Source organism: Streptomyces sp. NPDC013455, assembly GCF_040632975.1.
Classification (GTDB): Bacteria; Actinomycetota; Actinomycetes; order Streptomycetales; family Streptomycetaceae; genus Streptomyces.
In genome coordinates this window covers 136,429-149,086 of sequence record NZ_JBEYCX010000018.1, presented here as the reverse complement: position 1 = coordinate 149,086, position 12,658 = coordinate 136,429, and the positions used below count along the sequence as shown (strand labels likewise).

The following is a 12,658-nucleotide window of genomic DNA, read 5'->3' as shown; positions in this document are numbered from 1 at the left end:
GCGAGGCACCCCTGGGGGGTGTCCCACCCCCTAGCGTCGGACCGTCTCCAGGTACAGCTTCACGTACCGGTCGACGTCCACTTCCAACGCCACGTCGACCAGCGCCCGTTCGCGGCCGCCCTCGTGGATCTCGGACTCGCCGAGGCGGGGGCGGCGGTCGACGACGGTCTGGCCGCGGGACGGACCGGGGGCGAGGGAGACCTCGACCGGGAGGAGGCTGGTCGTGATGCCCGCCGGGTCGGCGACCGCGCACACCGCGCCGGCGTCGCCGAGGCCGCCCGCCTCCTCGGCCTCCGGCGGCTCGCCCTGGTGGGCCGGCCGGTGGGCGAGGAGCTCGCCGGCCAGGCGGGTGCCGGGCTCGCCGCTGGTCCGCAGCCGGTGCACCTCGTCGCTGCCCACGACGACCTGACGGAAGACGTCCAAGCCGTACATCGTGATCGGCACCCCGGCCGTGAGCAGGATCGCCGCGGCCTCGGGGTCGTGCCAGACGTTGAACTCCGCGACCGGCGTGGCGTTGCCGACCTCCACCGCGCCGCCCATGAACACGATCCGCTCGATGTTGCGGGTGACCTCCGGGTGGGTGCGCAGCAGCAGCGCGATGTTGGTCAGCGGGGCGGTCGGGACGAGGGTGACCGGCCGCGGGGAGGCGAGGATCTCGCGGTGCAGGAGGGTGACGGCGTCGACGTCCGCCGGGGCGCGGGTGGGTGCGGGCAGGCCCAGGTCCCCCATGCCGTCGGTGCCGTGCACGTGCCGGGCCGAGCGGGCCGGTTCGAGCAGCGGGCGCTCGGCGCCCCGGCCCACCGGGACGTCGGGGGCGCCCGCCTGCTCCAGCACGGTAAGCGTGTTGCGGACCACCCCGTCGACGTCGGTGTTCCCGGCCACGCAGGTCACCGCCCGCAGGTCCAGTCCCGGGTGGCGTACGGCGAACAGCAGGGCCAGGGCGTCGTCGACCCCGGTGTCGCAGTCGATGATCACGGGGATGGGCTGACCGGTCACGGCGGACTCCTTCCGTCGTGCCGACCTTAGATCAGGCCCACAGCGCGGTGCCGCGTGCCGCCACCCGTTCGGCGATGCGCGCGAGGAGGTCGCCCCCGGGCAGCGCACCGGGCCGGCGGCCGTCGCGCAGCCGCAGGGCGGCCAGCCCGGCGCCGGCCTCCCGCGCACCGATCACCGCCTGGTACGGCACCAGGCGCGCCGCGCGGACCCTGGCCCCCAGGGTGCCCTCCTCGGGCCCGGCGAGTTCGGCGCGCAGGCCGAGCGCGGCCGCCTCCCGGACCAGCGCCGCCGCCTGCTCCCGCTGGTCCTCGGCGACGGGCAGCACGGCCAGCTGGACCGGGGCCAGCCAGGCCGGGAGCGCGCCGCCGTGCGCCTCCAGCAGGTGGGCGACGGCCCGCTCGACGCTGCCGATGATGCTGCGGTGCACCATCACCGGCCGGTGCCTGGCGCCGTCGGCGCCGATGTAGTGCAGGTCGAAGCGGGCGGGCTGGTGGAAGTCGATCTGCACGGTGGACAGGGTGGCCTCGCGGCCCGCCGGGTCCGCGATCTGCACGTCGATCTTGGGGCCGTAGAACGCGGCCTCGCCCTCGGCCTCCTCGTACGCCACCCCGGCCTCGGCGAGCACCTCCCGCAGCAGATCGGTCGCCCGGCGCCACAGCCGCGGGTCGTCGACGTACTTGCCGCCCGCGCCGGGCAGCGAGAGGCGGTGGCGTACGGCCTCGATGCCGAGGTCGGCGTAGGCACGGGCGATCAGCTCCAGGGCGTCGCGGGCCTCCGCCACCGCCTGGTCGAGGGTGCAGAAGATGTGCGCGTCGTTGAGGTGGATGGCGCGGACCCGGGTCAGGCCGCCGAGCACACCGGACAGCTCGGCGCGGTGCATGGCGCCCAGCTCGGCGATGCGCAGCGGCAGTTCGCGGTGGCTGCGGGGCCGGGAGCGGTAGATCAGGGCGTGGTGGGGGCAGAGGCTGGGGCGCAGCACGACCTCGTCCGCGCCGAGCTTCATCGGCGGGTACATGTCGTCGCGGTAGTGGTCCCAGTGCCCGGAGATCTCGTACAGCTCCCGTTTGCCGAGCGCGGGCGAGTACACGTGCCGGTAGCCGGCCCGGCGTTCGGCGTCCCGGACGTACTCCTCCAGGGTGTGCCGGACGACCGCGCCGTCGGGCAGCCAGTAGGGCAGGCCCGCGCCCATCAGCGGGTCGGTGTCGAAGAAGCCGAGTGCACGGCCGAGGCGGCGGTGGTCGGGCAGCTGCTGGTTCATCCGGGACTCCTCGGTGCGGGAGGCGGACGCCCCGGGTGCACGACGAAGCCCCGGGGCGTGCGCCCCGGGGCTTTCGTGCTGGTCAGGTGTCAGCGCGCCGGGACGGTCTCCGGCGTCGTCGTGTTCGACGGGTCCTGCGGGGCGCGCTGCATGGACGGGACGGTACCGCCCCCGCGCGTCGGGCACCACGGATTTTCCGCCCACCGCCCCACCCCGCACACCTCCCCGCCCGGCGCCCCTCCCCGTCCCGCGCGCCCCTCACCCGTACGGACCGGAGCGCTGGTGGGCGGGTCGGGCCGGTGGTGCCGTGAGATCAGGCACCCCGTCGGCCGCACGCAGCCCCAGGAGGCACCGATGACCCCCGCGATACGCCCGCACCTGCCCCGTGGCGTCCTGCTCTCCCTCCTCGCCGCCGGTCTCCTCGCCGCCGGCGGCTGCGCGGCCCTCGGTCTGCGGCAGCCGGCCAGCGCGCCGCACCCGCTGCCCACGATCGACCGGCCGGCCACGACGGCCAAGGCGTCCGCGCGGCCCGAGGGCGCCACCCTCAGCGACGAGCAGGTGCAGGCAGCGCTCATCAACGAGACCGACCTCGGCGAGCCCTGGACGCCCACGACCGGCGCGGCCACCTGGCGGGACGGGCTGCTGAAGGCGAGCACCACGGCCGGGGAGTGCCAGCGGCTGCTGGACGCCCTGTACGACGACGAACTCCTCGGTGCCCCGGCCCGCGTCGCGGTCGGCCTGGACCACACCGACGACGACGCCCAGCTCCGCTACCAGATCGGCGCCCGCCGCCCGGCGGAGGTCGACGCCATGCTGTCCTGGCTGGGCACGCTGCCGACGCGGTGCGCGCGGTTCACGGCCACCACGGAACTCGGGCTGGTGGAGGACGTCCAGGTCGTCGACGCCCCGCTGCCGGAGGTCGGGGACGTGCGCCAGGGCCTGCGCGTCACCCTCGCGAGCACGGCACCGGACGGGCAGGAGTTCCTGCTCAGCCTGGACGTGGCCGCCGTCCGGGTCGGCCAGGACTCCTTCGCGCTCACCAACGGCGGTCTCGGCGACGTGCCGAACGACGCGACCCAGGCCGCCGTCCAGATCGGCGCGCTGCGCCTGGCGGACGTCCGCAAGCAGGGCCGGGCCCAGGTCTGAGCGTCACAGCGGCGGCTGCGCCGGGGCCGGGCCCAGGGTGGTGGTGCCCGGGGCGGTGCGGTGCCCCAGGCCGGTGCGGTAGGCGTCCAGGGCGGCCTCCGTGCGGCCGGTGCGGCGCAGCAGGTCGCCGAGGAGGCGGCACAGGTCGGCGAGGTCGCCGGCGGCGCCCGCGCGCTCCAGGATGCTGAGGGCGCGGACGTAGTGCTCCTCCGCCGCCTCGGTGTCCCCGGCGTCCTCGGCGATGATGCCGAGCAGGCGGTGCGCGGCCGCGGCGTGGACGGCGCCGCGCTCGGAGGAGAAGTCCCCGAGGACGCCCTCCAGCAGCCCGGCGGCCTCCTGCGACTTGCCCCGGCGGTGCAGGACGTCGGCCAGTTCGACGGCCGCCTGGCTGCGGTACAGGGCGGCGCGGCTCTCCGACAGCATGGCGTACGCCTGCCGCAGCTCGGCCTCGGCGCGGTCGAGTTCGCCGTTCTGGGCGCGGACGTAGCCGCGCATCCAGTGGCAGTTGGCCAGCTCGGTCCGCAGCCGCAGCTGGCGGTAGAGCTCGGCCGCCTTGGCCAGGGAGGCGTCCGCCTCGGCGACCCGGCCCTCGGCGAGCAGGGTGCGCGCCACCGAGCGGTGCATCCGGGCGATCAGCGCCGGGTCGCCGGACCGCGGCGCGAGCGCGAGGGCGAACTCGGCGGCCTGCGCGGCACGGGCGTGGGCGCCCATGTCCATGTACGGGCCGATGACGCTGGCGTAGAGCAGCAGCAGCGCGTCCGGGTCGTGCAGTCCGCCGCGGTTCAGCTCGTCGAGGGCCGACTCCAGCAGGTAGACGGCGTACCGCAGTTCGCCGGCGAGGTAGTGGGCGACGGCCCGGCCGCGTACGGCGGGCACGCGCACCGGCAGGGCCTTGCCGGCCAGCCGCTCCTCGGCCTGCTCGAAGTAGCCGCGCGCGGCGCTCAGCTCGCCGGTCTCCAGGGCGCACTCGCCGAGGCCGAGCAGGGCGGTGGCCTGTTCGCACCCGAGCCCGTGCGACTCCGCCTCCGCGCGCAGCAGGGCGTACTGCGCGGCGGCTTCCTCCGCCCGCCCGTCGGCGAGGACCCGCTGGGCCTCGGTGAGCCGCAGCCGCAGATCGGTGGCGAGGTGGGCGGGCCGGCCGACGGCCAGCTCCTCGAAGGTGACCCCGAGCCGGTCCGCGATGTGCCGTAACGCCTCGTCGGAGGCCCGGGCCCGGCCGGCCTCCAGCGTGGAGATGTACGCGGGCGTGTACGCCGGCTCGGCCAACTGCCGCTGTGTCAGTCCGCGTTGCGCGCGCAGCCGCTGCACCCGCCGCCCGACGACCTCCGGGTCGTCCCGCTCCCGCCTGCCCACCGCTTCCCCCAACTCCCCCGGCCCCCCTTGCCGTTGCCCGACGGCTGCCCCTAGGTTAAACGGCGGATTAAGCATGCTTAACAGGCCGCTGTCGTGTTGCGAGGTCGCCGTGTCCGGACGTACATCCGCACCCTACGCACGCCCCACCGCCCGGAGGGCCGTAACGGCCGCGGTGATCGCCACGGCGGCCTTGCTCCTCGCGGCGAACGCCGGCCCGGCGAGGGCGGCGGACCTAGAGAGAGCGCACGAAGGCAGCCCACGTGCGGGGGTCCACGGCGAGATATGCCGAGTCGGGCTCCTTTGAATCACGGACGGCGACGAGGGCAGGGAGACCGGCGACCTCCACGCAGTCACCGCCGGTGTTGCCGCTGTGAGAGGACTTACGCCAGAAGGCGGCGCCGAGTGGGGCGCATTCGACACAGTCGCCGCCGTTGCTGCTGCTGTAGCTGGACCTACGCCACGTCGCGCCTTTCATCTGACGGCTGGCTTCCATAGCGCTCCTCCATCACGTGGGCGATCAGCTCTGCCGAGTCCCGCACCGAGAGCGCGGCAGCCTGTAGCTCGCGCGCGCATATCTCTCGGTCTGCAGCAGCCCGTACACGACCTGCGCCTGGTACGTCGAGATGTACGCCGCCTTCGCCTCCATCTCCGCGTACGGCTGAAACCACGTCGGCAACTGGCTCCGCAGCACCAGCCCCACCAGCCGCGAGAAGAACCCGTCCGTCATCAGCGCCGCGTCCACCCGCTCGGCGAACTCCCGCGTCGGCACCTTCAGCGTGGTCTCGATCTGGCCGATCAGCGAGCCCGTGCAGAAGACGACCGCGCCCAGCTCCTTCTGCGTCAGCCCCGCCTCCTCCCGTTTCCTCCGCAGCTCCGAGCCGAAGTAGTCCAGCGGAGAGGCACTGGGGTCGAGCGGGCGGATGTTGACCATGACGTGTGACACCCCCTGCGATCGGTCTGTAGCAGAGCGTAACGGCGCGACTGCCCGACCGTACCGCGATTCAGGAAACCGCCCTACCCTGCGACCGTGACCTCTCCCGCCGCGCGTACCGCCCTGGAGCTGACCGCCGACCTCCCGGTCCCGGGGCTGGAGGAGTTCTACCGGGATCTGCACCGGCACCCCGAGCTGTCCCTGGCCGAGCACCGCACCGCCGGAAGGCTGGCCGAGCGGTTCAGGGGGGCGGGGTACGACACCGCCGAAGGGGTCGGCGGCACCGGCGTCGTCGGCGTGCTGCGCAACGGGGACGGGCCGACGGTGCTGCTGCGGGCCGACATGGACGCACTGCCGGTCGCCGAGGAGACCGGGCTGCCGTACGCCTCCGAACGGGACGGCGTCATGCACGCCTGCGGGCACGACCTGCACGTCACTTGGCTGGCCGGGGCCGCGCGGGCGCTGGCGGACGGGCGGGACGCCTGGCGCGGGACCCTGCTGGTGGTGGGGCAGCCCGCGGAGGAGACCGGGCAGGGCGCGGCCCGGATGGTCGCCGACGGGCTGTACGAGCGGTTCGGGCGGCCGGACGTGCTGCTCGGGCAGCACGCCGCGCCGGGCCCGGCGGGGCTGTACCCGCACGTACCCGGACTGATCATGTCCGCCTCGACGGACGTGGACATCGTGGTGCACGGCCGCGGCGGGCACGGTTCGCGCCCGGAGGCGACCGTGGACCCGGTGGTGACCGCCGCCCATCTCGTCACCCGGCTCCAGACGGTGGTCTCACGGGAGATCGCCGCGGGCGAGTCCGCGGTGCTGACCGTGGGCCGGATCGAGGCCGGCAGCCGGCACAACATCATCCCGTCCACGGCGCGGATCGCCCTGAACCTGCGGACGCAGTCCGAGGCGGTGCGGCAGCGGATGCTCGCCGCCGTCCGGCGCATCACGCGCGGCGAATGCCTGGCCTCCGGCTGCCCGCGCGAGCCGGAGGTGACCGTCGGCACCACCTTCCCGACGACCGTCAACGACGCCGGAACCGACGCCGCCGTGGCCGCCGTGCACGGCGAGGTGTTCGGCGCGGGCACGGTGTTCGACCCGGGTCCGGCGATGGGCAGCGAGGACTTCCCCGAGCTGGCGCTCGGCTCGGTCCCGTACGCCTACTGGTTCGTCACCACGACCCCCGCCGAGGTCTGGGACGGCGCCCCCGGCGACACGCTGCCGGAGAAATTGTCGGCCGTCCCGAGCAACCACAGCCCCCACTTCGCGCCCGACCTGTCCACGGTTGCCCCAGGTGTCCGCACTCTCGTCTCAGGGGCCCTGGCGTTGTTGTCGGTTGCATGACCTAGTCTTTGCGCACACTCGCCACGCGCGGCGCACACGGCTCATGCACAGGGGGCCCACAATCCGCCGTGTCCGCGCGGGCACCCACGTCTTTTCATTCGTTCCGGGGGGTTCGAATCAGCGTGCGCAAGCGCTCTCTCACGGCCGCCACCACCCTGGCGGTCCTCTTCAGCTCGGCGGCCCTCGCCGCCGGCCCGGCCTTCGCCGACTCCACCCAGATCCTGCCGGTCAAGACGACCGGTGACATCGTCGTGGACGCCGTCCACCAGCAGGTCTTCGTCAGCGACCCGCTCAACGGCAAGATCGTCGTGACGGACTTCGCCGGGAAGTTCGTCAAGCAGCTCGACACCAACCTCTCCGGCGTCAACGGCCTGGAGCTGTCGGCCGACTCCGGCACGCTCTACGCGGCCGTGCAGGACCTCGACGCCATCGCGGTCTTCGACACCGCCACCGACACCGAGACCACCCGGTACGTGGTCGGCGACAAGCCGCTCAGCGTCGCCCTGGCGGGCGGCAAGCTGTGGTTCGGCTACGGCGGCGCCGCCGAGGGCAACATCGGCTCCGTCGACCTGACGGCCGAGGACCACACGGTCACCCTCGGCCAGGACAACGGCTGGTACGCGGCCCCGCTGCTGGACGCCGCGCCCGGTTCCACCACCCTGATCGCCGGGGCGCTCGGGCAGAGCCCGGTGGAACTGGCCTCGTACGACGTCACGTCGGGCACCGCCACGAAGGTGGCGAGCACCCGGGAGGCGGGCAGCAACCTCGGCGACCTCCAGGTCACCCCCGACGGCAAGGACGTCGTGGTGGCCAGCGGCGCGCCGTACTACCAGCAGGTGTTCAGGACCTCGGACCTGAACGAGGACGGCAAGTACGTCACGGACGCGTACCCGAACTCCGTCGCCATCGCGCCGAACGGCACGGTCGCGGCCGGCATCGACGGCTCCTACGAGCCGGACGTCTACGTCTTCAAGCCCGGCACCAGTGAGGCGGTCCGCACCTACGACTTCCCCAACACCGGCACCACCAGCGGCTCCGACCTGCTGGTCCGGGGCGGTCTGGCCTGGGCCCCGGACGGGTCCCGGCTGTTCGCGGTGACCCGCAACAGCGAGGGCGTGTTCTCGCTGCGCGTCCTGGTCGCGCCCACCAAGGCGGCGTCCACCGTCACCGTGGACGCGCCGGCCACCGCCACCCGCGCCAAGCAGCTCACCGTCAAGGGCAACGTCGCCTCCAAGGTGGCCGTCCCGGCCGGCACCAAGCTGACCGTGACCCGCACCGACCTGGAGTCCCCGAAGGGCAAGGCCCTGGCGGCGGCGGTCACCAAGGCCGACGGCACGTTCTCCTTCACCGACACCCCGCCGGCCGGCGGCAAGGTGAAGTACACCGTCACCTACGCCGGCGACGCCGACCACGCGGCGGACTCCGGTTCGGACACCGTCGAGGTCTCCCGCGCCAAGCCGACGCTGACCGTCAACAACAACGGCAAGGTCTACTCGTACGGCAAGGACGTCAAGTTCACCGCGCACCTCGGTACGACGTACACGAACCGCACGGTGGAGATCTGGGCCGACCCGTTCGGCGGCGACAAGCCGAACAAGCTGGTGAAGTCCGGCAAGGTCAACTCCGACGGCAACCTGTCGGTCACCCTGGACCTGAAGCGCGACACGAAGGTCACCGCGAAGTTCGCGGGCGACTCCCGCTACAAGCCGGCGTCCGCCAGCAGCACCGTCGGCGCCAAGGTCAGCGTGTCCACGTCGCTCACCAACCACTACAAGTCGTCCTACACGTGGGGCCACACGTACTACTTCTTCCACAAGACCAAGAACCCGCTGGTCACGACGAAGATGCCGTACTACCCGGGCCGGGCGCAGAAGTTCGAGTTCGAGGTGTACTACCAGGGCCGCTGGTACCCGGGCGACCCGGCGTACTTCAAGCTGGGCTCCGACGGCGTGTCGAAGGTCAGCATCACCGGTGACCACGGCGAGGACGTCGGCTGGCGCTTCCGGGTCCGCTCGTCGTACGTCAACGGTTCCTCCGGTGACACCGTGAACTCCACGACGCACGGCGCCTGGAAGTACTTCACCTTCACCAAGTGACCGCTAGGCGGTGCCCTGCAGCTGGCGCAGCTGCCGCTGGACGTTCTCCAGCGCGCCGCGCCGGCGGCCGGGCACCCTGAGCCGCAACTGAGCGAGCGCGGGCCCGAGTTCACGGGCCCGCGCCGTGTCCTTGATACGGGTCCACTGGTGGTGGGCGCGGTCGACGGCCGCCTCCACCGCGGGCGCGTCGCCCGCCTGCCCCGCGGCGAGCCGCGCCCCCGCGATCTCCAGCCAGACCCGGCAGCTGCGCACCGGGTCACCCGCGAACATCGCCAGATCGGCCCGGACCTCGCTCCAGTGCAGGGCCTGCTCGGACCCGGCCCCGTGCGCCCGCACGGCCTCCGCCTCGTACCGGGCCGCCAGCCCGTCCGCCTCCCCGTGCCGCCCGGCCTCCACGGCAGCGGCGATACCGGCGTGCGGGTCGTCGGGGTGGGGCGTGGTGACAGGAGCGGTGAGGGGAGCGGTGAGAGGAGCGGTGACGGGAGCGGTGAGGGGGGCCGCGAGGGGGGCGGCGCCCGGGGCCGGGGCACTCGGCACCGGGGCAGTCGGCGACGGGGCAGTCGGCGACGGGGCAGTCGGCGACGGGTCGCCCGGCACCGGTGTCCGCGGCGCCGAGACACCCGGTGCTGCGCCCGGGGCGGGGCCGGAGTCCAGAGGAGGTTCCGCGTCCGCCGACGGCACCACGGCCGGCTGTGGGGCCGTGGCCGCCGATGGGACCACGGCCGGGGATGACGCCGTGGCCGTGAATGACGCCGGGGCCGGTGAGGGGGCCGGGGCCGGCGGTGGGTAGCCCGCCGGGGCCGCGCCCGGTGCCACGCCCGCCGCCGGGGCTCCCGGCAGCCGGCCACCGGTGCCGGACAGCAGCAGGTTCCCGGCCGTCTCCTCCGGGACGCGGCTCAGCGCCTGCTGGTGCAGGACCTCCAGGGGCGGCCGGTGGCCGCTGCGCAGCAGGGTTGCCACCGTCTTCATGTACGCCGGCTCGGCCAGGCCGCGCCGCCCGGCCGACGGGGCGACGCGGCCGTACACCGCGGTACTGCGGCCGCAGTCGAGGCCGCGTCCGGTGATGTGCCGCCAGGTCTCGGCGTCCGCGTGCAGGTCCAGGACCAGGGCGGTGTCCGCGGCGGTGCGCAGGCGCAGTTCCTCGCGGATCCAGTGCCAGGGCAGGGCCGTGTAGCGGACCGTGGCCGGTGTGGTGCGGGCCAGGGCCAGGTGCGGCTGGTGCTGCCGGCGGTCCAGGCTCAGCTGGCCGGTGATGTAGACGGTGAGCGGGCCGGGAGCGGCCGCGGCGGCCCGCAGGCGGGTGAGGACGGCCTGCGGTTCCAGCGGATCGGCGAGTTCGACGACGTTCGCGGTGTCGGTGCCGGCCAGCACGGCGGGGGCGACGGCGGCCAGCACCGGCAGGACACCGGCCGCGTCCACCAGGCGTCCCCGGCCCAGCGGCGAGGCCGCGAGCAGCAGCACGGTTCCGGGCATCGTGCCTCCCCCTGTCGCACTGCGGACCCCGTGGACCCTCCGGACCCGAGGACCCCGTAGATCCGCTCTCCAGCCAGCACCGTAGCCGCTGCCGCCGCACAACGGCGCCTCAGGACCGCAAACGTCCCTGTTCGAGGTCTTCGCCCGGGCCGCCCGCCACCCGCCGTACCGCGAAGATCGTGGTGTCGTCCTCCAGCCGGCCCCCGCTGTGCCGCAGCACGCCGTCACGGACCCCGCGGACCAGGCGCCGGGGCTCGGCGCGCCCGGGGTCGGCGGCGACCGCGCGGGCGACCTCGCGGGCCAGCTGGTAGAACTCGCCGGGGCCGTCGCGGGCCTCGGTCACCCCGTCGGTGACCAGCAGCAGCGTCTCGTCGGCGGCCAGCGGCACCCGGTGCACGGGCGGCGGGACGGCCGCGAGGTCGCCGAGGCCGAGCGGCAGCCCGTCGCCGCTGGGCAGTTCCCGCACCCCGCCCGGGCCGACGGCGAGCGGGGGTTCGTGCCCGAAGTTGAGCATCTCGATCGTCTCCGGGGCGTCCTCGGGGAAGGCGATGAGGACCGCGGTGGCGAAGCGGTCGCCGTCGTCCCGGCCGAGCGCGGCGGTGTGCGACCGGTGCCGGAACATCCGGATCTCCAGGCGTTCGGCGACGGTGCCGAGGCACTCCTCGTGGTAGCCGGCCTCACGGAAGGTGCCGAGCAGCGCGGCGGCGGTCTCGACCGCGCCGAGCCCCTTGCCCTGGACGTCCCCGACGAGGACCCGGGTGCCGTGCGGGCCCGGCTGGATGTCGTAGAAGTCGCCGCCGACCCGGGCGTCGACGTCGGCGGCGAGGTACACGCCCGCGTGCTCCAGCCCGGCCCAGCCGGGCGGCAGCGGGCGCAGCACGGTGCGCCGGGTGGTCTCGGCGATGTCCCGGATGTGCAGGGCCTGGCGTTCCTGGCGCACGCGCACCCCGGCGGCCAGCGCGGCCAGCGCGCCGCCGAGGGCGACCAGGAGGAAGTCGCCGAGCCCGGCCCTGTACTGGTCGGGCCAGGCGCTGTCCACGGCCACGTAGGTCACCACCGACACCGCGCTGTACGCGGCCGTCGTCCACACCCCGCAGATCGCGGCGGCGATGCCGGGGACCAGCACGATCCAGGTGACGATCCGGAACTGCTCGGTGGTGTTGAAGTCCAGCAGGACGACGCCGATGAGCAGCAGCAGGGGCGGCAGCCACGCGATGCTCCGCCCGTGGACCCGCAGCAGCGGGCGCCGCCGCCCGTACTCGATCTCCGTCACGGCGGACAGCCCTCCATGTCCCCCAGCCAAGCACGGGAGAGAACCCCACGCATCCGGGCACCCGGCACCCCTGGCCGACTTGCCAGGCCGTGTGCCCCGGTGTGCCCTGGAAGCGGGGACGGCGGGGGAGGAGAGGAAGGAGTGCCCTCATGGCTCAAGCGGTACCCGGCGGTGTGTCCCGGCCCGGCCGCACGCCCGAGGTGGAGGGCCGGGCGACCGATGTCCGCGCGCGGCCCCCGGACGTCTTCGATGCCCGCACGCACGCGGTGGCCCGGGTGGTCGTCCCCGTCGTGCTGGGTCTCGTCTACGGCTACTGGGTGGCGGCCAACAACCGCGCCGGTGGTCCGATCACCGGCTGGAACGTGCTGCTCGGCATCGCCAGCGGAGTGGTGTTCTCGGTGGTGTGCATGGCCCTGCTGCAGCTGGCCCCGCGGATGGCGCGGGAGGTGCACGCGCTGCTGTGGACGGCGTTCGTCGGCTGTGCCTTCGGCTGGCTCTACAGCCAGAGCGGCAGCTTCTTCGCCACCCAGGGCGCCGGGCAGAGCGGCCACGACGACGTGGTGCGGTCGGTGCTGATGTCCCTGGCGGCGTCCGCGGTCACCTTCATCGTGTTCTTCTACCGCTACTACACGCGGGAAGACGCCTTCGGGCGCCGGATCCGCTGAGCGGACCCGACCGAGCGGCCCCGACGGGGCGGTCCCGACGGGGCGGTCCCGACGGGGCGGTCCCGACGGGGCGGTCCCGACGGGGCGGTCCCGACGGGGCGGTCCCGACGGGGCGGTCCCGACGGGGCG

10 protein-coding genes and 1 pseudogene are annotated in these 12,658 nt (G+C 74.3%); 4 read left to right on the top strand and 7 right to left on the bottom strand.

All coding sequences use genetic code 11. The features are described from left to right. Nucleotides 1–30 precede the first annotated feature (30 nt). Both ABZ576_RS26255 and thrS read right to left on the bottom strand, forming a co-directional pair. Nucleotides 31–996 (bottom strand): nucleoside hydrolase, encoded by a 966-nt coding sequence (locus tag ABZ576_RS26255; protein WP_360745574.1) that lies wholly within the window; start codon nt 994–996, stop codon nt 31–33. A 31-nt stretch (nt 997–1,027) separates the two neighbouring features. Further along, nucleotides 1,028–2,254 carry a threonine--tRNA ligase gene (gene thrS / locus ABZ576_RS26250; RefSeq protein ID WP_360745571.1) on the bottom strand — a complete coding sequence of 409 codons (1,227 nt, stop codon included), beginning with the start codon at nt 2,252–2,254 and terminating at the stop codon, nt 1,028–1,030. A gap of 354 nt (nt 2,255–2,608) precedes the next feature. Here thrS and ABZ576_RS26245 point away from each other — a divergent pair, with 354 nt between their 5' ends. Beyond that, nucleotides 2,609–3,400 carry a hypothetical protein gene (locus tag ABZ576_RS26245; protein ID WP_360745568.1) on the top strand — a complete coding sequence of 264 codons (792 nt, stop codon included), beginning with the start codon at nt 2,609–2,611 and terminating at the stop codon, nt 3,398–3,400. 3 nt (nt 3,401–3,403) lie between these two features. Here ABZ576_RS26245 and ABZ576_RS26240 read toward each other — a convergent pair whose 3' ends face one another. The 3 genes and pseudogenes from ABZ576_RS26240 to ABZ576_RS26230 form a co-directional block, all read right to left on the bottom strand. After that, nucleotides 3,404–4,765: a helix-turn-helix transcriptional regulator gene (locus ABZ576_RS26240; protein ID WP_360745565.1), complete on the bottom strand. Its 1,362-nt coding sequence runs from the start codon at nt 4,763–4,765 to the stop codon at nt 3,404–3,406. A 220-nt stretch (nt 4,766–4,985) separates the two neighbouring features. Then, nucleotides 4,986–5,246: a DUF397 domain-containing protein gene (locus ABZ576_RS26235; RefSeq protein WP_360745562.1), complete on the bottom strand. Its 261-nt coding sequence runs from the start codon at nt 5,244–5,246 to the stop codon at nt 4,986–4,988. A gap of 69 nt (nt 5,247–5,315) precedes the next feature. Further along, nucleotides 5,316–5,684: pseudogene (locus tag ABZ576_RS26230) on the bottom strand (Scr1 family TA system antitoxin-like transcriptional regulator); the annotation flags it as partial. 96 nt (nt 5,685–5,780) lie between these two features. Between ABZ576_RS26230 and ABZ576_RS26225 the strand changes: the two are divergent. Both ABZ576_RS26225 and ABZ576_RS26220 read left to right on the top strand, forming a co-directional pair. Next, nucleotides 5,781–7,022, top strand: a complete 1,242-nt coding sequence (locus ABZ576_RS26225; protein ID WP_360745559.1) for an amidohydrolase — start codon at nt 5,781–5,783, stop codon at nt 7,020–7,022. Nucleotides 7,023–7,144: 122 nt separating this feature from the next. Continuing rightward, a complete protein-coding gene (locus tag ABZ576_RS26220; protein ID WP_360745556.1) occupies nt 7,145–9,118 on the top strand; it encodes an Ig-like domain repeat protein in 1,974 nt (657 codons plus the stop codon). 3 nt (nt 9,119–9,121) lie between these two features. Here ABZ576_RS26220 and ABZ576_RS26215 read toward each other — a convergent pair whose 3' ends face one another. Both ABZ576_RS26215 and ABZ576_RS26210 read right to left on the bottom strand, forming a co-directional pair. Next, on the bottom strand, nt 9,122–10,591 hold the full coding sequence (locus ABZ576_RS26215; protein ID WP_360745553.1) for a hypothetical protein: 1,470 nt from the start codon (nt 10,589–10,591) through the stop codon (nt 9,122–9,124). A 109-nt stretch (nt 10,592–10,700) separates the two neighbouring features. Further along, a complete protein-coding gene (locus tag ABZ576_RS26210) occupies nt 10,701–11,864 on the bottom strand; it encodes a PP2C family protein-serine/threonine phosphatase (RefSeq protein ID WP_360745550.1) in 1,164 nt (387 codons plus the stop codon). Between the two features lie 149 nt (nt 11,865–12,013). Here ABZ576_RS26210 and ABZ576_RS26205 point away from each other — a divergent pair, with 149 nt between their 5' ends. Continuing rightward, complete coding sequence (locus tag ABZ576_RS26205; RefSeq protein WP_360745547.1) at nt 12,014–12,529, top strand: hypothetical protein; 516 nt, start codon at nt 12,014–12,016, stop codon at nt 12,527–12,529. The last annotated feature ends 129 nt before the right edge of the window (nt 12,530–12,658 follow it).